The following is an 18,735-nucleotide window of genomic DNA, read 5'->3' on the forward strand; positions in this document are numbered from 1 at the left end:
CCGCCCTCGCGCATTCCTTCGATGGTAGGGTCAGTACTTGCGCACGAGCGGCGGCGGCGGGGGCTCGTAGGCGGCGACCGGCGCCACCACCGGCCCGCCGAGCAGCCAGCGCATGCCGAGCTTGATGTCGTGGGACTCGAGGTCCTTGGCGCGGTAGACGGTCTTCAGCGCACAGCTCGGCAGGCAGCCCACCACGCCGGTCTCGGCCTCGCCCATGTTGAGGTAGCGATAGGCGAGTTCGAGCTTCACGTTGGGCGTGACCGCGTAGCCGAGACCCGCATGGGCCGCCCAGGCGAAGTTCGTCTTGTCCTTGGAGCCGCCGTAGCCGAAGCCGCCCGAATAGGTGCCCAGGCCCTGGTCGGTCACGGACCCGAACATGTGGTGCGCGAAGCCCACGCCGGCGCCGATGAAGGGGGTGACGCCGTACCAGTTGCCGAGTTCGACGTAGCCGTTGGCGAGCGCGACGACGGAGGAGAACTTGCCCGCAGTGAGATTGTAGCCGCCGCGGGTGCCGTAGGAGAGGTCCTCGGCGACGAAGCGCCATTCCGCCTTGGTGCGGTACTCGCCGGTCAGGTCGAAGCGCAGCCAGGGATTGAACTGATAGCCGACGCCGACGCCGACGAAGACTTGGTCGCCGACGTGATCCTGGATCGCGCTGTAATTGTAGGGGATCGGCGGGGTCGAGACGTCCTCCACCACCGTCTTGCGCAGATCGAGGATGCCGACGCCGACGTCGCCGCGCAGATACCAGCCGCCGCCGACATCGACCGGCGGGGGCGGCAGCGGCGGGGGCGGAGGCGGCAGGAGGTCGGCGGCGTGAGCGAGGCCCGGCACGCCCACGCTCGCTGCGAGCGTGAGAATGCGCGCCAGCGCGAGAGGCTTGCAGCGGCCCATGACGGATCCTTGCTTGGAAGGCCGCTCACCTTGGAACGCGGCCGGGACCTGGATGACGTCATGACTATCGAAGCAAGAGGTAAACCCTGGCTTAACGTTAAACTTTATCGTTACCGGGTGGCGCGCCCTGGTTGAACGGCCGCGCCGGAGCCCGGCGCGGCCGCCCGATCAGGCCGCGGCCTTGCGCAGCGCCTCCACCACCTCGTCGACGACTTCGGTGACGAGGCTGCGATCGTCGCCCTCCGCCATGACGCGGATCACCGGCTCGGTGCCGGAGGGGCGTATGACGAGCCGGCCCGCATTGCCCAGGCGCTGGCGCGCGCCTTCGATGGCGGTGACGACGGAATCCTGCCGCAGGGGCTCGCCCGAGGCGTAGCGCACGTTCTTGAGGATCTGCGGCAGCGGATCGAAGCAGTGGCAGACCTCGCTCACCGGGCGCTGCTGGCGCTTGACCACCGCGAGGAGCTGGAGTGCGGCCACCAAGCCGTCCCCGGTGGTGGCGTAGTCGGACATGATGATGTGTCCGGACTGCTCGCCGCCGAGGTTGTAGCCGTGCTCGCGCATATGCTCCAGCACGTAGCGGTCGCCGACCGCGGTGCGCACCATGCCGAGGCCGAGGCCGCCGAGGTAGCGCTCCAGGCCGAGGTTGGACATGATGGTGGCGACGATGCCGGCCTTGGTCAGGCGCTCGTCCTCCTTCCACGAGCGCGCCACCACGGCCATCAGCTGGTCGCCGTCGACGCGCTGGCCCTTCTCGTCCACCACCAGCACCCGGTCGGCGTCGCCGTCTAGCGCGATGCCGATGTCGGCGCGCAGCTCGCGCACCTTGCGCACCAGCGCGTCCGGCGCGGTCGAGCCCACGTCCCGGTTGATGTTGAACCCGTCCGGCTCGGTGCCGATCGCGATCACCTCGGCACCGAGTTCCCACAGGGTCTCGGGGGCGACCCGGTAGGCGGCGCCGTTGGCGCAATCGACCACCACCCGCAAGCCGTCGAGGGTGAGATTGCGCGGCAGCGTGCGCTTGGCGAATTCGATGTAGCGGGCGTGCACGCTCTCGATCCGCTTGGCCCGGCCGAGATCGCCCGAGCCGGCGAGCCGCTTCTGCAGATCGGATTCGAGCAGGCGCTCGATCTCCTGCTCCACCTCGTCCCTGAGCTTGAAGCCGTCCGGCCCGAACAGCTTGATGCCGTTATCCTCGTAGGGATTGTGCGAGGCCGAGATCATCACCCCGATATCCGCCCGCATCGAGCGGGTCAGCATGGCGACGGCCGGGGTCGGCATGGGCCCGAGGAGCAGCACGTCCATGCCCACCGAGGTGAAGCCCGCGACGAGCGCGGTCTCGATCATGTAGCCCGACAGACGCGTGTCCTTGCCGATCACCACGCGGTGGCGGTGGTCGCCGCGCTGGAAGACGAGGCCGGCGGCCTGTCCTACCTTGAGGGCGAGTTCCGGAGTGATGACGCCGTTCGCCCGGCCCCGGATGCCGTCGGTTCCGAAGTACTTGCGCACGGTTCTCTCCCTCGTGTCTCGTTGCGGGCCATCCCCGGTGGATCCCGGCCGCAGGCCGCAAGCACCATGCCCGGCCCGAATGAACAGCTTATGCGCCCGGTTGCGCCGAATCGAGGCAGTTCCGTCCGGCCCCGGGCAGGCCTGCCCCGGCGCGGCCGGACCGTCACGGCGCCGGGACCGTCACGGCTTGGTGTCGGGCGCCCAATTCACCTCCACCACCGTGAGCCCCTCCTGGCGGTTGAAGCGCAGGGCCGCCTCGCGCATGGCGCGCAGCGCCGCCGCATCCCCGGCACGGGGGCACTGGACGGGATCGTGGGCGCGCTTCTCGGTGTCCAGCCGCCGGCCGAACGCCTCGCCGAGGCTCACCATCGCGTCGACGCTGGAGAAGGGCGTCGAGAGATAGACGGTGCCGGCCGGGCCGCGGGCGAGGCAGTAGCGCCAGTCGGCGGCGGCCGGCGTGGCGAGGCCGGCGGCCAGGAACACGGCGAGGAGGACGGCGGGACGGCGTCGCATCGGGGCATCCATGCGCGCCCGCGGGCGCTCGGCGGGACCCTTTCGGCCTGCCAATGCGGCGCCAGGATGGCGCCCGCCTCAGGGCCGCGCGTCGGGAACGGGCTCGGCCTCCTCGATGCGCAGCGTCCAGACGAGGTCGCCCGCCTCGTCCACCAGCCAGGCGAGGTTGGCCTCGTCGGAGAAGAGTTCGTCGGCGCGGCCGAGGGCGATGGCCGAGGCCTGCCGCACGGTGGCGGCCTCGATCGGCACGGTGCGCTGCGGGCGGGCCACCATGCCGTGCCGGTCGCGCGCCGCGACCCGGAGTCGAAACTGGGCCATGTCGCTCACGTGGTCGGCCGGCCCGATGCCGGCAGCCCCCCAAGGTTCATCCCCAAGGTTCATCCCATCGCGCGGGACCGCGCAAGGGCTAAGCCGCGGGGGCTCCGCGGCCGTTGACACGGCGACCGGCGGGCTTAGGGCTGGGCGGGGAAAACCCGGAGAGGCCGCATGAGGGTCGCCTGCGTCGGCGAGTGCATGGTCGAGCTGAGCGAGCGCCCCGACGGAACGCTGAGCCGCGGCTTCGGCGGCGACACGCTCAACACCGCCCTCTACCTCGCCCGCCTCGGCGTCGCGGTCGACTACGTCACGGCGCTGGGGGACGATCCCTGGAGCGACGAGATGGCGGAGGCGTGGGGCCGCGAAGGCATCGGCCTGTCGCAGGTGCGCCGCCTGCCCGGGCGCATGCCGGGCCTCTACATCATCCGCACCGACGCGGCGGGCGAGCGCAGTTTCCACTACTGGCGCGACAGCGCAGCGGCACGCGATCTCCTCGCCGGCCCGGGCGGCGCGGCGGCCCGGGCGGCGCTGGAGGGCTACGACGTCGTCTATCTCTCCGGCATCAGCCTGTCGCTCTACGGCGAGGCGGGCCGCGCGGCGCTCGCCGAGACGCTCGCTCGGCTCCGCGCCCGCGGCGGGCGGGTGGCCTTCGACACCAACTACCGCCCGCGCGGCTGGCCGGACCGCGAGGCGGCGCGGGCCGTCTTCCGCACGGCGATGGCGCAGGCCGACCTGATCTTCGCTTCCGTCGAGGATCTCGACTGGCTCTACGGCGAGGCGGGCGAGGCGGAGGCGCTGCGCCATCGCGGCCGGGCCGAGATCGTGCTCAAGGATTCGAGCGCCCGGGCGCCCGTGGCGCGGGTTCTGCACGGCGAGGCGGAGACGCGCGTGCCGGCCGAGCCCGTGGCCCGGGTGGTCGACACCACGGCGGCGGGCGACAGTTTCGCGGCGGGCTACCTCGCCGCGCGCCTCGCGGGGCTCGATCCGGCCGCCGCCGCCGCCGCCGCCCACCGCCTCGCCGGCGCGGTGATCGGCCATCGCGGCGCCGTCATCCCGCCGGATGCGATGCCGGCCCTCCCCTTCCGTGTTCCCGGAGCCAGCGCATGACGAGCCCCGCCGCCACCCGCCTCGCGCGCCTCGACGCGCTCCTCGCCGAATCCCCGGTGATCCCGGTCATCACCGTGCCGGAACTCGCCCATGCGGTGCCGCTCGCCCGCGCGCTCGTGGCCGGCGGCATCCGCACCCTGGAGATCACCCTGCGCACGCCCGTGGCGCGCGACGCCGCGCGGGCGATCATGGCGGAGGTGCCGGAGGCGGTGGTGGGCATCGGCACGGTGCTGACGCCCGACGATCTTCAGGCCGCGCACGACCTCGGGGCGCGCTTCGCGCTCAGCCCCGGCGCCACGCCGGAGCTGCTGCGGGCGGCGGCGCAGAGCGACATGGCCTTCATGCCCGGCATCGCCACGCCCTCCGAACTGATGCAGGTGCTGGCGGCGGGCTTCGGGATCGCCAAGTTCTTTCCCGCCGTGCCGGCCGGCGGCATGGCGGCCCTCAAGGCGCTCGCCGGCCCCTTCCCGCAGGCCCGCTTCTGCCCGACCGGCGGCATCGGCGAGCAGGACGCCCGGGCGTGGCTGGCGCTGCCGAACGTGGTGGCGGTGGGCGGCTCCTGGCTCGCGCCCGAGGCCGAGATCCGCGAGGGCCGCTTCGAGGCCATCACCGAGCGGGCGCGCCGCACGCTGGCGAACCTCGCCTGAGCGGGTCCTACTGCGCGGCCTCCGCGGCGGTCGGGGGCTCGCGCTCGACGGTGCGGAAGGTCTCGAGGTCGGCGAGGTAGGTGCGCGCCCACCAATCCACATCCTCGCGCGCCATGCGCTCGTACATCGGCTTCCAGCGCTCCAGGCGCTCGGCCTTGGGCATGTAGAGCGCGGCGCGGATCGCCTCGGCCACCTCGAACCGGTCGTAGGGGTTGACGAGCAGCGCCTCCGGCAGCTGGCGGGCGGCGCCCGCGAACTTCGACAGGACGAGGACGCCCGGATCCTCCTCGCTCTGCGCCGCGACGTATTCCTTGGCGACGAGGTTCATGCCGTCGCGCATCGGCGTGACGAGGCCGACCCGCGCCGCCCGGTACAGGCCCGCCAGCACCGCGCGCGGATAGGCCTTGGTGACGTACTGGATCGGTGTCCAGGACGGCTCGCCCAGCGAGCCGTTGATGTTGCCGAGCACCTCGTTCACGTCGCGGCTGAGCTGCTCGTATTCCGGCACCTCGGTGCGGGATTTCGGGGCGATCTGCAGGAAGACGACGTTGCCGCGCTGGTCGGGGTTGGAGGCGAAGAAGCGCTCCACCGCCTCCATGCGCTCGGGCACGCCCTTGGAATAGTCGAGCCGGTCGACGCCGATGAGGAGCTTGCGCGTGCGCAGGCCCGCCACCGTGTCGCGCACCGTGCGGTTCATGCCCGCCCGGTCGGCGGCCTGCCGGAAGCCCTCGACGTCGATGCCGATCGGGAAGCTGCGGATGCGGGTGCGCCGCCCGTCCACCATCAGCGAGCCGCCGCCGAGGGGGATCGCCCGCAACTCGTCGACGAGGTTGCGCGAGAGGTTGTGGACGTCGCTCTCGGTCTGGAGGCCGATGAGGTCGTAATCGGCCACCGCCCGCAGGAGTTCGGTCGAGGCCGGCAGCGTGTTGAACACCTCGCCCGACGGCCAGGGGATGTGGTGAAAGTAGCCGATCGGGTTCGCGACCCCGAGCCCCCGCAGCTCCGAGGCGAGGGGGATCAGGTGGTAATCGTGCACCCAGATCAGGTCGCCGGGCTCGATCAGGCTCGCCAGCGCCTGGGCGAAGATGCGGTTGACCCGCTGGTAGCCGGCATAGTCGGCCCGCGAATAGGCGGCGAGGCCGAGCCGGTAATGCATGATCGGCCAGAGGGCGCGGTTGGCGAAGCCGCTGTAATATTCGCGGTGGTCCTGGGGCGAGAGGTCCATCACCGCGTAGCGCACCCGGCCCCGGTCGGCGATGGCGGGGCTGCCCGACGGCGTCTCCGCGATCTTCCCGCTCCAGCCGAACCACAACCCGCGATAGGCGTTGAAGGCCTCCTTCAGCGCGACCGCGAGGCCGCCCGCCGCGACCGCCTTGGATCCCGCTTCCGGGACGGCGACGCGGTTCGAGACGATGATCAGGCGTGACACGGCTCTCAACCACTCCCGAGAACGGGGCTGGGCTTTGCACCCTTTGCACCCGGTACCTGCGTAGAACGCGCGGCAAGCAAGCGCGATCCGCAGGCGCGGGTCAACCCTCGCCGGGCGCATCGGTTGCAGTTCCCGCAGCGGCGGCGCTGCCAAACTCCACAGCTTTCGCTGGGCCGCTCCGGCGCACCGCCGACGGCCCTGCACGCGCCGCCGGAACTCTGTGTCGCGGCTGCGGTTACCCGCACAATCACTGTCGCCCGCTCTCCGGGCGGCAGGCAGGGATGTTCACTCTTCTAAGGAGTCCTGGTGATGAGCGCGGGTTACGAGAACGGGCGGCACCGGACCGAGGACGCTGGCGCCTCCGCGGGCCGGCCCGCAGACTGGTCGGAGCTGGGGCAGGACGTCCGGCAGATCGGCGACGTGGCGCTGGAGCGCGGCTACGGCCTCGTCGAGGCGGCGCGCGAGCAGGTCAACGGCTACGTCGTCCGGCGCAAGGACGATGCGGCGCAATCCGTGGCGGATTTCGCCAAGGCGCTGCGCGATTCGGGCAACGGGCTGGAGCAGCAGCCGAACGTGAAGGCGTTCTTCGACAGCGCGGCGGAGGGACTCGACCAGCTCGCCGGGTCGATTCGCGAGCGCAGCTTCGAGGAGTTCTACGCTGACATCGAGGCCGTGGCCCGGCGCCGGCCCGCCGCGGTGGCGGTGGCGACCTTCGTAACGGGGTTCCTGGCGGCGCGCTTCATCAAGGCGTCGGCGCATCCGTCCCACGCCGTCCCGGGACGCGACGCCCAGGCGGGCTCGCGGCGGCCCGGCATCCGCTACCCGGCCTGAGGAGGACGCGATGGCTGATCCGTCCAACGGCAGCATCCAGGGGCTGCTCGCCGAAGCGTTGCGCGAGACCACGGACCTCGCCCGCAAGGAGATCGCGCTCTTCCGCACCGAGATGTCGAACAACCTGCGGACGCTGTTCCTCGGCCTCGGCATGATGGTGGGCGCGGCGGTGTTCGCGGTGGTGGCGCTCCTCGTGCTGGTCGACGCCCTGGTGAAGTGGGTGGCGACGCTCGTCGGCTCGGAGGCGCTGGCCGCCCTGATCGTCGGCGGCGCCTTCCTGCTCGTGGCGGTCGGCCTCGCGCTCGCCGGCCGCAGCGCCATGTCGGCCTCCACCCTGGCGCCGACGCGCACCACGCGCCAGGTGCGCCAGGACGCGCGGGTTCTGTCCGAAAGGGTTTCGGGATGACCCAGTCGATCTCCGACCTCGAACACGACATCGAAGAGACCCGGGCGCGGCTCGACCAGACCATCGACCGCATCCAGGACCGGCTGACGCCCGCCAGCATCCTCGACGAGATGCTGGGCACGGTGCGCCAGTCGCCGATGAACGGCCTCTACGACGGCGCGCTGGCGGCGGTGCGACGCAACCCGGTGCCGGTCATGCTGATCGCCGCGGGCGTCGGCTGGCTGCTTCACCGGGTGTCCGAGGATGCGCGCCGCCGCCGGCACCTGGAGGAGACGGCGCGCAGCGCCGAGGCGGTCCCGGTGCGCAACGACGGCGCGGCGCGGATCTACGATCCCGACCGTGCCAGCGACCGCCCGAGCCCCAACGGGATCGCGCGGCCGGAAGCCGCCCAGATCTGACGCGAGCGGGCCGCCCCGCCGCCGGGCAGCCCCCGATCATGAGGAATCACCGCATCATGGCCGACCACACCATCAAGCCCGCCACCCCCGACGCCCCCTCGGCGCATGTCCCCGGCACGGGCCCGGAGCGCAACCTGCACCAGGATCACGCCACCGCCCGCGAGACCCTCGACGCGGCGAAGACCATCGCCTCGCAGAGCGCCGGCGCCGCCGCGTCCGACGCCCAGTCCTCGGCCACCAACCTCGCCGCCAAGGCCAGCGAGACGGTCGGGCAGACCGCCGAGCAGCTGCGCCGGACCGCCGACGAGACGGCCGAGCGGCTGAAGCGCACCGCCACGGACGCGATCTCGCAGGCCCACGAGCGGGCGAGCGAGACCTCGCGCGCCTTCCAGAACCGCGGCTCCGAGAGCATCGACCGGGCCCGCGACTGGGCGAACGACGCGGTGGAGACCGGCGCGCGCCGCTACGCGGACCTGCGCGACCGCGGCGGCCAGCACCTCGCCCGCGGGCAGAGCGCGGTGGAGCGGTTCGTCGGCGAGAACCCGGTGCTCGTCGGCGTGGTGGGCCTCGCCGCCGGCATGCTGATCGGGGCGCTCCTGCCGCGCACCCGCCGCGAGGATCAGGCGGTCGGCGCCTGGGCCGACGACCTGCGCGACCAGGGCATGCGCTATGCCCGCGACGCGACGGAGCGCGGGCGCCAGTTCGTCGAGACCGCCCTCGACCAGGCGCAGGACGCCGCGAGCGCGGCCGCCAACGCCGCCTCCGAGGAGCTGAAGCAGCCGCGCGGCGAGGCTCAGGCCTCCGCCCAGGGGCAGGGACACGGTCAGGGGCAGGCGCCCGGCCAGACGTCTCGCCCAGGCGGCACCATCCAGACGCATTGAGGCTGCGGGTCCGGGCGTCTCGCGCGCCGTCGCAGGACCCTCCCTCACACCAGGAGCCCGCTCCGCCTTCCGGCGGGGCGGGCTCGTCGCATTTAGGCGTGGCCGAACCCCGGGCCTGCCCCGGCGTTGTCCGCCCATGCTTCCCACCCGCGACCCGCCCCGCCTCGGCTTCTGCTGCAAGTTCATCCCGGACGAGGCGCCCGACGCGCACCGGACCTTGAAGGCCGCCAGGGACGCGGCCCTGGCGATGAACGTCACCAGCGTGACGATCGCCCATCTGCGCCGGCTCGATCCGGGCGCGGCCCGCGACAAGCTCGCCGCGGTCGTGACCCACAACCTCGCGGCCCTGCGGCGGCAGGTCGAGTGGGTGGCCGGGCGCCCGCCGCTGGAGCGGCTGCTGCGCCTCGCGAGTTCGATCCTGCCGGGCTACACCCACCCGGAGGTACGGGACTTCTACGCCGAGCCGGACCTGCGCTCCGCCATCGAGGCGGGGCTGGCGAGAGTCGGCGAGGCGGCGCGGGCGGGAGGCGTGCGGCTCAGCATGCATCCGGGCCCGTTCTGCATCCTGGCGAGCCGCAACCCCGCCGCGCTCGCCAACGGCATCGCCGAACTCGACTACCACGCCGAGGTGATGGCGATGATGGGCTACGGCGCGGGCTGGCACCCGGACGGCGCGCACGTGAACATCCATGTCGGCGCGCGCGATCCCGGCCTTGCGGCCTTCCGCGAGACGCTGCCCCGGGTGAGCGAGGCGGCGCGCAACCTCGTCACGGTCGAGAACGACGAGAGTTCGTTCGGCCTCGACGACGTCCTGCAGCTCGGCGACCTCGTGCCGGTCGTCCTCGACCTGCACCACCACTGGATCCACAGCCGGGGCGAGTACCTGGAGCCCGACGATCCCCGCATCGCCCGGATCGTCGCCTCCTGGCGCGGCGTGCGCCCGGTGAGCCACATCAGCGTGTCGCGCGAGGACCTCCTGCCCGGCCACGACCCCGACCGGCGGCCCGACTTCGCGGGGCTCCTCGCGGCCGGCCTGAAGGGCCGGGACCTCGCGGCCCATTCCGACCTGATGTGGAACCGCGCCGTCAACGACCTCGTGGCGCGCCACCTCGCCTGGAGCGACTTCGAGATCGAGGCGAAGCACAAGAACCTCGCCTCCGTAGCCCTCGCGCGGCACATCGCCGGCCCGGCCGCCGTGCTGGCCGCCGAGTAGCCCGGATCGGCGCGTCACCCGTATCGACCGGTGGCCGCACCCGCGCTACGGTCCGGGCGATGCGAACCGCCGATTGCGACATCCTCGTCATCCCGGGCTACGGCAATTCCGGACCGGACCACTGGCAGAGCCGCTGGCAGGAGCGGCTCTCCACCGCCCGGCGCGTCGCCATGCCCGACTGGGACCACCCGGAGCCGGAGCCGTGGCGGGATGCGATCATCGCGGCGGTGCAGGCCGCGACGCGGCCGGTGATCCTCGTCGCCCACAGCCTCGGCGTCGTCTCGACCGTCCAGGCCGCCCCCTACCTGCCCCCGGGCGCGGTGCGCGGCGCCTTCCTGGTCGCCTTGCCGGACGTCGAGCGGCCGGACCTGCCGGGCCTCCTGCCGGGCTTCCTGCGCGCCTTCGCGCCGATCCCGCACGATCCCCTGCCCTTCCCGGCCGTGCTGGTGGCGAGCCGCACCGATCCCTACACCGCCTACGCGCGGGCGGAGACCTTCGCGGCGGCCTGGAGGGCGGAGCTGGTCGATGCGGGTGAATCCGGCCACCTCAACGGCGAGAGCGGCCACGGTCCCTGGCCGGAAGGGCTGATGCGCTTCGCCGGCTTCCTGCGGCCGCTCTGATCAGCGCCGGAAGACCTTCACGGGCGAGACGGAGCCGTCGCGGTAGACGATCTGAGCCGAGGCCGAGCGCGTCCCGGCCGGCACCTTGAGATAGGGCAGGAGATGGCCCGGGATCGCGAAGGGGTTCGCCTCGTCGCAGGGCGGCAGGGGCACCACGCGGTCCGGCTCCGGCCGGTCGAGGCCGATGCGCAGTTCGCGGATGGCGCAGCGGTAGGAGACCAGCGCCGTGTAGTAGAGCAGCACCCCGTTGAAGTCCCGGAACGACAGCCAGGAGCCCGACACCATCTCGATGGTGCGGCGCTGGTCGCGCAGCAGCGCCTCGCGCGGGTCGAAGGCGATCGGGAACGGGCCGACCACCGCGCCCGCCGCATCGACGTAGCGCAGTTGCAGGGTCCCGGGCTTGGCATCCGCGTCGAGCGCGATCGACGGGTTCGGCATCCGCCGGCCGGTGCGCTGGTCGATGACGTCGAGGAGGCCGGTGTCCTGGAACGCGCCCGCCTCGCCGAGGCGCCACGCGAGCGCGATGGCCGGCTCGGGCAGCGATACGGTGGCGTGCCAGCCCGCGTTGCTGCGCGAGAAGCCGACGAGGGGCGCGTTGACCGGGGCGTTGCCCTCGGGCGCGGCGGGACGCGGGGCGGCGGGCTCGCGCACCGGGGGAAGGGCCGCGACCTGCGCGGGCGGAGCCGGGCCGGCCGGCGGCGCGCCGAGGCCCAGGGCCGCCTCGGCCGCCGGCTTCACGCCGGCATCCCCGACGAAGAAGAAGTCCTCGCCCGGCAGCGAGCCGTACACGAAGGGCTCCTGGCGCCGCCCGGTGGCGGCCAGCACGTCGTCGCGCACGAGGCGGAAGACCTTGTTGATCTCGAGCCCCGGCATCGCCATGCGGCGGGTCAGCGCCTGCACGAAGGGGCTGTTCTCGCCCTCGCCGTCGAGCGCGGTCTGGCCGTGCTTGGCCGCGAAGGCCACCAGGGTGCCGCCCTCCGGCTCGATGCGGGCCAGCCCGCGCCCGACCGAACGGGTCGGGCTGGTGCGGCGCATCGCGTCGAGGAAGGGGTTGTCCCGGCAGGCGTCCAGGATGACGAGGCGCAGCTTGCGGGCCGGTTCGAGGGCCTGGAGCACGCGGTCGAGCGGGACGGCCTCGTCCGCGATGTCACGGTCGCTGCGCAGGCGCGCATCCACCGGCACAAGGTAGTTGGTCCCGCCCACCTCGACGCCGTGCCCGGCGAAGTAGACGAGCGCCCAGTCGGCCCGCTCGGCGGCCTCCGAGAAGGCGTTGAGCGCCGCGATCAGGTCGGCCCGGCCGGCGTCGCGCACCGTCGTGACGGTGCGAAAGCCCGCCGCGCGCAAGGCGCCCGCCACCCGGGCGGCATCCCGGGCCGGGTTGTCGAGGCGCGGCGCCGCCGCGTAGGCGGCATTGCCGATCACCAGGGCGACCCGGGTCTCCGCCCGCGCCCCGCCGCCCGCCGCGACGAGGATCAGCGCCAGTGCGGCGATCCGCGCGAGTTGCCGGCCCATCGCCCCGTCTCCCCGGTCACGCTAGCGGCCGAGATGTACGATGGACGGTCGAGCCGGAAAAGTCCCGCACGGCCCTACGAGAGGCAGCGCCGGTAGAGCGTGCTGCGGCTGATGCCGAGCCGGCGCGCGGCCTCCGAGACGTTGCCGCCGGCGGCGTCGAGGGCCGCCCGCATCGCCTCGCGCGCGATGCCGTCGAGCCGGCCGGAGGGCTCCGGTGCGGGCGCGGCCGGGGGCGCCGCGCCGCGGGGGGCCTTCTGCGCCACGCCCTCCGGCAGCGCGTCGAGCTCCACGGTCCCGCCCGGATCGGCGAGGGCGAGGAGCGCGCGCAGGGTGCCGACGAGCTGGCGGAAGTTGCCGGGCCAGACCGCTGCGGCGAGCGCCGCCTCGCAGGCCGGCGCGAGCGCGACGCCGCGCGCCGCGCCGCCGAGACGGTCCCAGAGGGCGCGCACCACCTCCTGGCGGTCCCGGCGCTCCCGCAGCGGCGGCAGCGCCACCCGGTAGGGGGCGATGCGGTAGTAGAGGTCGGCCCGGAAGGCGCCCTCCTCGACGAGGCGGGCGAGGTCGCGGTGCGTGGCGCAGATCAGGGCGAAGTCCACCGGCACCGGGCGCCCGCCGCCCACCGGCTGCACCTCGCGCTCCTGCAGCACCCGCAGCAGCCGCGACTGCAGGCCGAGCGGCATGTCGCCGATCTCGTCGAGGAACAGCAGGCCCCCGTCGGCCTGCCGCAGCAGGCCCTGGGCGCCGTGCCGCGCCGCGCCCGTGAAGGCGCCGGGCTCGTAGCCGAACAGCTCGGCCTCGATCAGGCTCTCGGGCAGGGCGGCGCAGTTCACCGCCACGAAGGGCGCCCTGGCGCGGGCGCAGCGCGCGTGCGCGGCGCGCGAAAACACCTCCTTGCCGGTGCCGGTCTCGCCCTCGACCACCACCGGGATGCCCGCATCGACGAGCCGCACCGCCCGGGCGAGCAGGCGCTCGGTGGCGGCATCGAGCACCGGGACATCGGGCGCGGCCGGGATCGCGGCGGGCCGCGCGGCCGCGTGCGGGCGCGGGGCGCGGGGCGCCCGGCCGGCCTCCTCGTGGAGCCGCGCGTGCAGGGGCCGGCCCTCGCCGTCGCGCAGCCGGATCGCACCGGGCTGGCGGCGGCCCGCATCCGGAAACAGCCGCGAGAAGTCCGTGCGGTCCAGGGCGTCCCAGTCGAGCCCGAGCAGGCTGAGGGCGGCGCGGTTGGCGCCGACGAGGCGGCCCTCCTCGAACACCAGCACGCCTTCGCGCGGCGTGCCGAGCAGCGCCGGGTCGTCGTGCAGGCGCAGCACCTCGCGGCCGGGGCCGACCGCCTCGAACAGCCGGTGCTCGATGGCATCGACCGCGAGGCGGATCATGCCGAGCGCGTGGGTCTGCAGCATCGCGGCAGGCCCCGAGAGGTCGAGCGCGCCGAGCGTCTCGCCGCGCAGGCCGAGGATCGGCATGGCCGCGCAGCTCAGGATCCGATGCGGCTCGAAATAGTGCTCGGGTCCCCGCACCTCGACCGCGCGGCGCTCGATCAGCGCCGTGCCGATGGCGTTGGTGCCGGTCGCGGCCTCGTTCCAGGGCACGCCGGGGCAGAGCGCCACCTGTGCGGCCTTGCCGGCGAAGCCCGGATTGCCGAGCGTGTCGAGGACGAGCCCGTTCGGATCGGTGAGGATGACGAGGCTGCCGGTGGCCTGCGCGTCGGCGTGCAGCGCCTCGATCTCGGGGCGGCAGCGGCGGCGCAGGGCGTCGTTGCGCTCCCAGGCCTCGCGCAGCTCCCGCTGGCTCAGGGGCTCGACCCGCGGCCGGGCGCCGAAATCCAGGCCGAGATCGGCGCAGCGCTGCCAGGAGCGCAGGATCGGCGCCGGCACCGCCTCCACACCGCGCTGAGCCGTCACGCCCTGGGCCGACAGGCTCTCGGCGAAGACGCGCTGGCGTGCGGCGAGCAGCGTGCGGGGCGTCGCCACGTGGCTGTGCATGCCCAGCCTCCCGTCTGTCGCATGATGCGACACCTGTCGCAGATGTCGCAGGATCAGTCGAGAGGAAACCTCCTGACCGCGCCAAAACCTTGGTCCAAGGGAATCGGGTGCCACCAATCCTTCTGCCCGGAGCGAAGTTCCTTCAAGCATTTACCGCATTGCAACATCGGATGGTCTGCATCCGGAGGCCGTCCTGGCACGGCCGCTGCTGATGACGAGGCGGCTCGCCGGGCCGCAAGCCTTGGCGAGAACGATGGGAGGGATGTGATGAACAAGCCTGAATTCCTGCGCGGCAGCACCGCCTCGCCGTTCTCGGCGCGCTACGACAACTTCATCGGCGGCCGCTGGGAGGCGCCGGTCGCCGGCCGCTACTTCGAGAACACCTCGCCGCTCACCGGACGGGTGATCTGCGAGGTCGCCCGCTCCGACGCCCAGGACGTGGAGAAGGCGCTCGACGCCGCCCACGCCGCCAAGGAGGCCTGGGGCCGCGCCGCGCCGGCCGAGCGCGCCCGCATCCTCAACCGGATCGCCGACCGGATGGAGGAGAACCTCGACCTTCTGGCGCTGGCCGAGACCTGGGACAACGGCAAGCCGATCCGCGAGACCACCCACGCGGACATCCCGCTCGCGATCGACCATTTCCGCTACTTCGCCGGCTGCATCCGCGCCCAGGAAGGCTCCATCGCCGAGATCGACCACGACACGGTGGCCTACCACTTCCACGAGCCGCTCGGCGTCGTGGGCCAGATCATCCCGTGGAACTTCCCGATCCTGATGGCGGTCTGGAAGCTCGCCCCCGCGCTCGCGGCCGGCAACTGCGTGGTGCTCAAGCCCGCCGAGCAGACCCCGGCCTCCGTGCTGCTGCTCGCCGACCTCGTCGGCGACCTGCTGCCCCCGGGCGTGCTCAACATCGTCAACGGCTTCGGCCTGGAGGCCGGCAAGCCGCTCGCCTCCTCGCCCCGCATCGCCAAGATCGCCTTCACGGGCGAGACCACGACGGGGCGGCTCATCATGCAGTACGCCAGCCAGAACCTGATCCCGGTCACGCTCGAACTCGGCGGCAAGTCGCCCAACATCTTCTTCAAGGACGTGATGGCCGAGGACGACGCCTTCCTCGACAAGGCGCTGGAGGGCTTCACGATGTTCGCCCTCAACCAGGGCGAGGTCTGCACCTGCCCCAGCCGCGCGCTGGTGCACGAGTCGATCTACGACCGCTTCATGGAGAAGGCGGTGGCCCGGGTGAAGGCCATCAAGCAGGGCTCGCCGCTCGATCCGGCGACGATGATCGGCGCGCAGGCGTCGAGCGAGCAGCTGGACAAAATCCTCTCCTACATCGACATCGGCCGGCAGGAGGGCGCCGAGGTGCTCACGGGCGGGGAGCGCCACATCCAGGAGGGCGAACTCGCAGGCGGCTTCTACGTCAAGCCGACGGTGTTTCGCGGCCACAACCGCATGCGGATCTTCCAGGAGGAGATTTTCGGGCCGGTCCTGTCGGTGACCACCTTCCGGGACGACGAGGAGGCGCTTTCCATCGCCAACGACACGCTCTACGGCCTCGGCGCCGGCGTGTGGAGCCGCGACGGGACGCGCGCCTACCGCTTCGGCCGCGCCATCCAGGCGGGGCGGGTGTGGACGAACTGCTACCACGCCTACCCGGCCCACGCGGCCTTCGGCGGCTACAAGCAATCGGGCATCGGGCGCGAGACGCACAAGATGATGCTCGACCACTACCAGCAGACCAAGAACCTGCTGGTCAGCTACGCGCCGAAGGCCCTCGGCTTCTTCTGAACCCCCGTCGCCCGCCCGCCGGACTCCCAGGACCGGCGGGCTTGCGGACGCACCGCCCGGCTGCCCGGCCGCGGCGGTGCCGTCGTGTCATCCCAACGGTCATCGGTCGTGACCGCTGGTCTCGATCCCCGGAGTGCCCCGATGTCCGACCTGCCCCCGCGCGTGCTGGCCACCGACGCAAGCCTCGCGCTCATCGACACCCTGCGGGCCGCGCACGGCCCGATCCTGTTCCACCAGTCCGGCGGCTGCTGCGACGGCTCCTCGCCGATGTGCTATCCGGTCGGCGACTTCCTGATCGGCGACAGCGACATCCACCTCGGCCGGATCGGCGGGGCGGACTTTTACATCAGCCGCGCGCAGTTCGAATACTGGAAGCACACCCAGCTCATCATCGACGTGGTGCCCGGCCGCGGCGGCATGTTCTCGCTGGAGAACGGCCGCGACGTGCGCTTCCACGTCCGCTCCCGGCTGTTCACCGACGAGGAGAGCCGGGCGCTGAACGGGTGAGGCGGTCCTCCGGATGCCGGGTCCGCCGCGGACCATGATGGGCGCGCGCCCTTGCGCCTTCAGGTTATCGTATATACGTGAGGGATGAGGTTCACCTGCGACGAGCCGAAGCGGCTTGCAAACCTGGACAAGCACGGCTTCGACCTCGCTGCGTTCGAGGAGGCGTTCGACTTCGCCCGTTTTGCGACCCTGGTCACGAAGCCCAGCCGCAACGGGCGCGCCTGACTCAAGCTGATCGGAACGTGGAACGGCGAGACCGTCGTGGTGGTCATCATCGCCCCGCTCGGCTCCGAGGCGATCGACGTCGTCAGCGTCCGCAGGGCCAATCGCCGAGAAAGGGCCGTCTATGACGCACTCTAACCACGCCCCCGGCTACGTGCCGAACCCGCACTACACGCAGGACGATTGGGACGAGGTCTCCGACAATCCACCGCTGACCGACGAGGAGCTGGCGCAGTTCAGGCCCGGAACCGAAGGCATGCCTCCTGACCTGGCTGCCGCCTTCAAGAGCCGCGGCGGGCGCCCGAAAGCGGACGTGAAGCGGATCCCGATCTCCCTGCGCCTCGATCCCGAGGTCCTCGCCGCCTTCAAGGCGACGGGACCGGGATGGCAGACCCGCATGCACGATGTCCTCGCCGAGGCGGCAAAGCGCTACCGGATGGCCGATTGACGCGTCGCCTCCAATGAGCGTGCCGGCCCTGCCGAGGCTGACGCGGACCGCGTCAAGCCGGCCGCCGAGGTGGGCGCGCGATTGATTGCCAAGTACCAGCGCCTGGCCAACGATCGCGATGCATGATCGTCGCCCTCACCGCCGAGGCTGAGCAATTTCAACTGCAAATCTACGTGAATATATTGATCGATTTAAATTGGCCGCGCAATTAGCTTAAATATCATGCATCTCTCAAGACGCGACCGCCCAAGCGCTCGGATCCTCTTTTGTCAGAATGTTCCTCAATAGCTTAGTAAATCTTCTGGTATCGCTAAAGTAATTGGGATACGCACGCCGAAGCGCTTTTATCGAGTCGACAGAAACAAGAACCACTTGATCACCAGAGCCTTCTTGCGCCTTCTTCTCTGCTTCCAGATATTGAATATTTGCTATTTCCGATTGATCTATCCTGAATCTATTGACAGAAATTGTGTTATCTTGAAGAGATAAATTTACCAGATAATATTTTGCGAACTTTGTTTCAGCTCCGGTAACATGAAGGATTGTTCTTCCGTATGCCTCCAAGACATCAAATACTTGCAATTTGTTGCATAAATGAGCAATCTCATTTATTAGCTCTGACTGGTTTGATGGCGTTTCAGGGACAATAGGCGTACGCTCCATTACAGCAATGGCCGAGCTTGTGAGGGCAAAAAACCTTAACCAATCGTCATTACCTTGATTTGATTTTAAGGCTTGTCGGGTAAAAATGCCGACTGCTTCGAGAGCCGTCGCCCAAGCATGCTGGTTTATGCTACGAATCTGTATTTCTATACGCAATTTGTCATAAGCAGAATTCTGCTTGGGCGTAGAGAAATATTGGTAAATAAGATGATGGCACCTATATCCGTCTTTCTTCGGACTATTGATATAATCCTTTTCTCCCTTGAGTTGATGCGCGAATCGACTGCCCTTATAGGCAGCTACGAGCTTAGATACATCTATGCTACTTGGAAGCACCGCACGGCAACCGCCAATATCTTGCATTTGAGACAATTGGATTGTGCTCGTCTGGTTACGCTCAATCTTTGCTCGTATAGACTCAAGTCTCTTTATACGCTGAGCGACAAGTACGGACTTACCCATCCTTTTTATCTTCCCCCTGAGATTGATTTGCATAGTATTCAGGGGATAGCTGTGCGCAGATCTCCAGTTATTTATGACCACATAGGCCCACGCCAGCTCTGCCGCCGAAGCGGCTGGATCAGCCAGAACAAAGCCAGCTTTGTCAACTTGATTGCGCGAATAATCTGGAACTGCCCATTCCATGCTGTCCTACCGCTGCAGGATATTATTCCACACAAAATCACAAAATTTTCGACGGCGGAGAAATTCACCACCACACAACTTAGCATATCATAGAATCGACGGACGCACAACAAGACGCCAAACTTCCACACGAGATTTACCCCCGAAGTCGAGCACATCAGCAAATATTGCGTGACTCCTACTCCGCCAGCCGATCGGCTTCGTA

20 protein-coding genes are annotated in these 18,735 nt (G+C 70.6%); 12 read left to right on the forward strand and 8 right to left on the reverse strand.

The window, feature by feature from the left end; genetic code table 11:
- Positions 1–30 precede the first annotated feature (30 nt).
- The 4 genes from MFF61_RS24175 to MFF61_RS24190 form a co-directional block, all read right to left on the reverse strand.
- Positions 31–894 carry an outer membrane protein gene (locus MFF61_RS24175; RefSeq protein ID WP_238240087.1) on the reverse strand — a complete coding sequence of 288 codons (864 nt, stop codon included), beginning with the start codon at positions 892–894 and terminating at the stop codon, positions 31–33.
- A gap of 168 nt (positions 895–1,062) precedes the next feature.
- Positions 1,063–2,403, reverse strand: a complete 1,341-nt coding sequence (glmM, locus tag MFF61_RS24180; RefSeq protein WP_238240093.1) for a phosphoglucosamine mutase — start codon at positions 2,401–2,403, stop codon at positions 1,063–1,065.
- A gap of 180 nt (positions 2,404–2,583) precedes the next feature.
- Complete coding sequence (locus MFF61_RS24185; RefSeq protein WP_238240094.1) at positions 2,584–2,916, reverse strand: hypothetical protein; 333 nt, start codon at positions 2,914–2,916, stop codon at positions 2,584–2,586.
- A gap of 78 nt (positions 2,917–2,994) precedes the next feature.
- Entirely contained in the window at positions 2,995–3,234 is a 240-nt protein-coding gene (locus MFF61_RS24190) for a hypothetical protein (protein ID WP_238240097.1), read from the reverse strand.
- A 168-nt stretch (positions 3,235–3,402) separates the two neighbouring features.
- Between MFF61_RS24190 and MFF61_RS24195 the strand changes: the two genes are divergently transcribed.
- Together MFF61_RS24195 and eda are read left to right on the forward strand one after the other, a co-directional pair.
- Complete coding sequence (locus MFF61_RS24195; RefSeq protein ID WP_238240105.1) at positions 3,403–4,338, forward strand: sugar kinase; 936 nt, start codon at positions 3,403–3,405, stop codon at positions 4,336–4,338.
- The gene (gene eda, locus MFF61_RS24200; RefSeq protein WP_238240106.1) at positions 4,335–4,985 is read left to right on the forward strand and encodes a bifunctional 4-hydroxy-2-oxoglutarate aldolase/2-dehydro-3-deoxy-phosphogluconate aldolase; all 651 of its coding nucleotides are present in this window, start codon (positions 4,335–4,337) and stop codon (positions 4,983–4,985) included. Before MFF61_RS24195 ends, eda begins: the two co-directional genes overlap by 4 nt.
- 7 nt (positions 4,986–4,992) lie before the next feature.
- Here eda and MFF61_RS24205 read toward each other — a convergent pair whose 3' ends face one another.
- Positions 4,993–6,414: an alpha,alpha-trehalose-phosphate synthase (UDP-forming) gene (locus MFF61_RS24205; RefSeq protein ID WP_238240109.1), complete on the reverse strand. Its 1,422-nt coding sequence runs from the start codon at positions 6,412–6,414 to the stop codon at positions 4,993–4,995.
- Between the two features lie 309 nt (positions 6,415–6,723).
- Between MFF61_RS24205 and MFF61_RS24210 the strand changes: the two genes are divergently transcribed.
- From MFF61_RS24210 to MFF61_RS24235, 6 genes are all read left to right on the forward strand, one after another.
- Positions 6,724–7,245, forward strand: a complete 522-nt coding sequence (locus tag MFF61_RS24210; RefSeq protein ID WP_238240110.1) for a hypothetical protein — start codon at positions 6,724–6,726, stop codon at positions 7,243–7,245.
- 10 nt (positions 7,246–7,255) lie between these two features.
- Positions 7,256–7,651 carry a phage holin family protein gene (locus tag MFF61_RS24215; protein WP_238240111.1) on the forward strand — a complete coding sequence of 132 codons (396 nt, stop codon included), beginning with the start codon at positions 7,256–7,258 and terminating at the stop codon, positions 7,649–7,651.
- Positions 7,648–8,049, forward strand: a complete 402-nt coding sequence (locus MFF61_RS24220) for a DUF3618 domain-containing protein (RefSeq protein WP_238240112.1) — start codon at positions 7,648–7,650, stop codon at positions 8,047–8,049. The genes MFF61_RS24215 and MFF61_RS24220 overlap by 4 nt, the downstream gene beginning before the upstream one ends.
- 56 nt (positions 8,050–8,105) lie before the next feature.
- Positions 8,106–8,930 (forward strand): hypothetical protein, encoded by an 825-nt coding sequence (locus MFF61_RS24225; RefSeq protein WP_238240114.1) that lies wholly within the window; start codon positions 8,106–8,108, stop codon positions 8,928–8,930.
- 136 nt (positions 8,931–9,066) lie between these two features.
- The gene (locus MFF61_RS24230; protein ID WP_238240116.1) at positions 9,067–10,143 is read left to right on the forward strand and encodes an apurinic/apyrimidinic endonuclease family protein; all 1,077 of its coding nucleotides are present in this window, start codon (positions 9,067–9,069) and stop codon (positions 10,141–10,143) included.
- Between the two features lie 59 nt (positions 10,144–10,202).
- Complete coding sequence (locus MFF61_RS24235; RefSeq protein WP_238240118.1) at positions 10,203–10,763, forward strand: RBBP9/YdeN family alpha/beta hydrolase; 561 nt, start codon at positions 10,203–10,205, stop codon at positions 10,761–10,763.
- On the opposite strand, the gene MFF61_RS24240 is transcribed toward MFF61_RS24235, so the two are convergent.
- Together MFF61_RS24240 and MFF61_RS24245 are read right to left on the reverse strand one after the other, a co-directional pair.
- Positions 10,764–12,275 carry a caspase family protein gene (locus MFF61_RS24240; RefSeq protein WP_238240120.1) on the reverse strand — a complete coding sequence of 504 codons (1,512 nt, stop codon included), beginning with the start codon at positions 12,273–12,275 and terminating at the stop codon, positions 10,764–10,766. It lies immediately after the preceding gene.
- A 74-nt stretch (positions 12,276–12,349) separates the two neighbouring features.
- The gene (locus MFF61_RS24245) at positions 12,350–14,257 is read right to left on the reverse strand and encodes a sigma-54-dependent Fis family transcriptional regulator (protein ID WP_238240123.1); all 1,908 of its coding nucleotides are present in this window, start codon (positions 14,255–14,257) and stop codon (positions 12,350–12,352) included.
- A gap of 267 nt (positions 14,258–14,524) precedes the next feature.
- Here MFF61_RS24245 and adh point away from each other — a divergent pair, with 267 nt between their 5' ends.
- The 4 genes from adh to MFF61_RS24265 all read left to right on the forward strand — a co-directional run bounded on the left by adh (position 14,525) and on the right by MFF61_RS24265 (position 17,222).
- The gene (gene adh / locus MFF61_RS24250; RefSeq protein WP_238240124.1) at positions 14,525–16,045 is read left to right on the forward strand and encodes an aldehyde dehydrogenase; all 1,521 of its coding nucleotides are present in this window, start codon (positions 14,525–14,527) and stop codon (positions 16,043–16,045) included.
- A 141-nt stretch (positions 16,046–16,186) separates the two neighbouring features.
- Positions 16,187–16,552, forward strand: a complete 366-nt coding sequence (locus tag MFF61_RS24255) for a DUF779 domain-containing protein (protein ID WP_238240125.1) — start codon at positions 16,187–16,189, stop codon at positions 16,550–16,552.
- Positions 16,553–16,636: 84 nt separating this feature from the next.
- Entirely contained in the window at positions 16,637–16,777 is a 141-nt protein-coding gene (locus MFF61_RS24260) for a BrnT family toxin (RefSeq protein ID WP_238240126.1), read from the forward strand.
- Positions 16,778–16,898: 121 nt separating this feature from the next.
- Positions 16,899–17,222, forward strand: coding sequence for a BrnA antitoxin family protein (locus MFF61_RS24265; RefSeq protein ID WP_238240127.1), 324 nt, complete (start codon positions 16,899–16,901; stop codon positions 17,220–17,222).
- Positions 17,223–17,453: 231 nt separating this feature from the next.
- Here the strand turns inward: MFF61_RS24265 and MFF61_RS24270 are convergent, their stop codons facing one another.
- Positions 17,454–18,530 carry a RelA/SpoT domain-containing protein gene (locus MFF61_RS24270; protein ID WP_238240128.1) on the reverse strand — a complete coding sequence of 359 codons (1,077 nt, stop codon included), beginning with the start codon at positions 18,528–18,530 and terminating at the stop codon, positions 17,454–17,456.
- Between the last annotated feature and the right edge of the window lie 205 nt (positions 18,531–18,735).

It is taken from the genome of Methylobacterium isbiliense, assembly GCF_022179325.1.
In the GTDB taxonomy this organism is placed as follows: Bacteria; Pseudomonadota; Alphaproteobacteria; order Rhizobiales; family Beijerinckiaceae; genus Methylobacterium; species Methylobacterium isbiliense.

Excerpts from the sequence above, each read along its gene's own strand:
- MFF61_RS24225 (WP_238240114.1), top strand. The coding sequence starts at position 8,106 with ATGGCCGACCACACCATCAAGCCCGCCACCCCCGACGCCCCCTCGGCG.
- adh (WP_238240124.1), top strand. The coding sequence starts at position 14,525 with ATGAACAAGCCTGAATTCCTGCGCGGCAGCACCGCCTCGCCGTTCTCG.
- MFF61_RS24185 (WP_238240094.1), bottom strand. The coding sequence starts at position 2,916 with ATGCGACGCCGTCCCGCCGTCCTCCTCGCCGTGTTCCTGGCCGCCGGC.
- MFF61_RS24230 (WP_238240116.1), top strand. The coding sequence starts at position 9,067 with ATGCTTCCCACCCGCGACCCGCCCCGCCTCGGCTTCTGCTGCAAGTTC.
- MFF61_RS24210 (WP_238240110.1), top strand. The coding sequence starts at position 6,724 with ATGAGCGCGGGTTACGAGAACGGGCGGCACCGGACCGAGGACGCTGGC.
- MFF61_RS24215 (WP_238240111.1), top strand. The coding sequence starts at position 7,256 with ATGGCTGATCCGTCCAACGGCAGCATCCAGGGGCTGCTCGCCGAAGCG.
- MFF61_RS24195 (WP_238240105.1), top strand. The coding sequence starts at position 3,403 with ATGAGGGTCGCCTGCGTCGGCGAGTGCATGGTCGAGCTGAGCGAGCGC.
- MFF61_RS24240 (WP_238240120.1), bottom strand. The coding sequence starts at position 12,275 with ATGGGCCGGCAACTCGCGCGGATCGCCGCACTGGCGCTGATCCTCGTC.
- MFF61_RS24175 (WP_238240087.1), bottom strand. The coding sequence starts at position 894 with ATGGGCCGCTGCAAGCCTCTCGCGCTGGCGCGCATTCTCACGCTCGCA.
- MFF61_RS24270 (WP_238240128.1), bottom strand. The coding sequence starts at position 18,530 with ATGGAATGGGCAGTTCCAGATTATTCGCGCAATCAAGTTGACAAAGCT.
- MFF61_RS24245 (WP_238240123.1), bottom strand. The coding sequence starts at position 14,257 with ATGCACAGCCACGTGGCGACGCCCCGCACGCTGCTCGCCGCACGCCAG.
- MFF61_RS24265 (WP_238240127.1), top strand. The coding sequence starts at position 16,899 with ATGACGCACTCTAACCACGCCCCCGGCTACGTGCCGAACCCGCACTAC.
- MFF61_RS24235 (WP_238240118.1), top strand. The coding sequence starts at position 10,203 with ATGCGAACCGCCGATTGCGACATCCTCGTCATCCCGGGCTACGGCAAT.
- MFF61_RS24190 (WP_238240097.1), bottom strand. The coding sequence starts at position 3,234 with ATGGCCCAGTTTCGACTCCGGGTCGCGGCGCGCGACCGGCACGGCATG.
- MFF61_RS24255 (WP_238240125.1), top strand. The coding sequence starts at position 16,187 with ATGTCCGACCTGCCCCCGCGCGTGCTGGCCACCGACGCAAGCCTCGCG.
- eda (WP_238240106.1), top strand. The coding sequence starts at position 4,335 with ATGACGAGCCCCGCCGCCACCCGCCTCGCGCGCCTCGACGCGCTCCTC.
- MFF61_RS24260 (WP_238240126.1), top strand. The coding sequence starts at position 16,637 with ATGAGGTTCACCTGCGACGAGCCGAAGCGGCTTGCAAACCTGGACAAG.
- MFF61_RS24220 (WP_238240112.1), top strand. The coding sequence starts at position 7,648 with ATGACCCAGTCGATCTCCGACCTCGAACACGACATCGAAGAGACCCGG.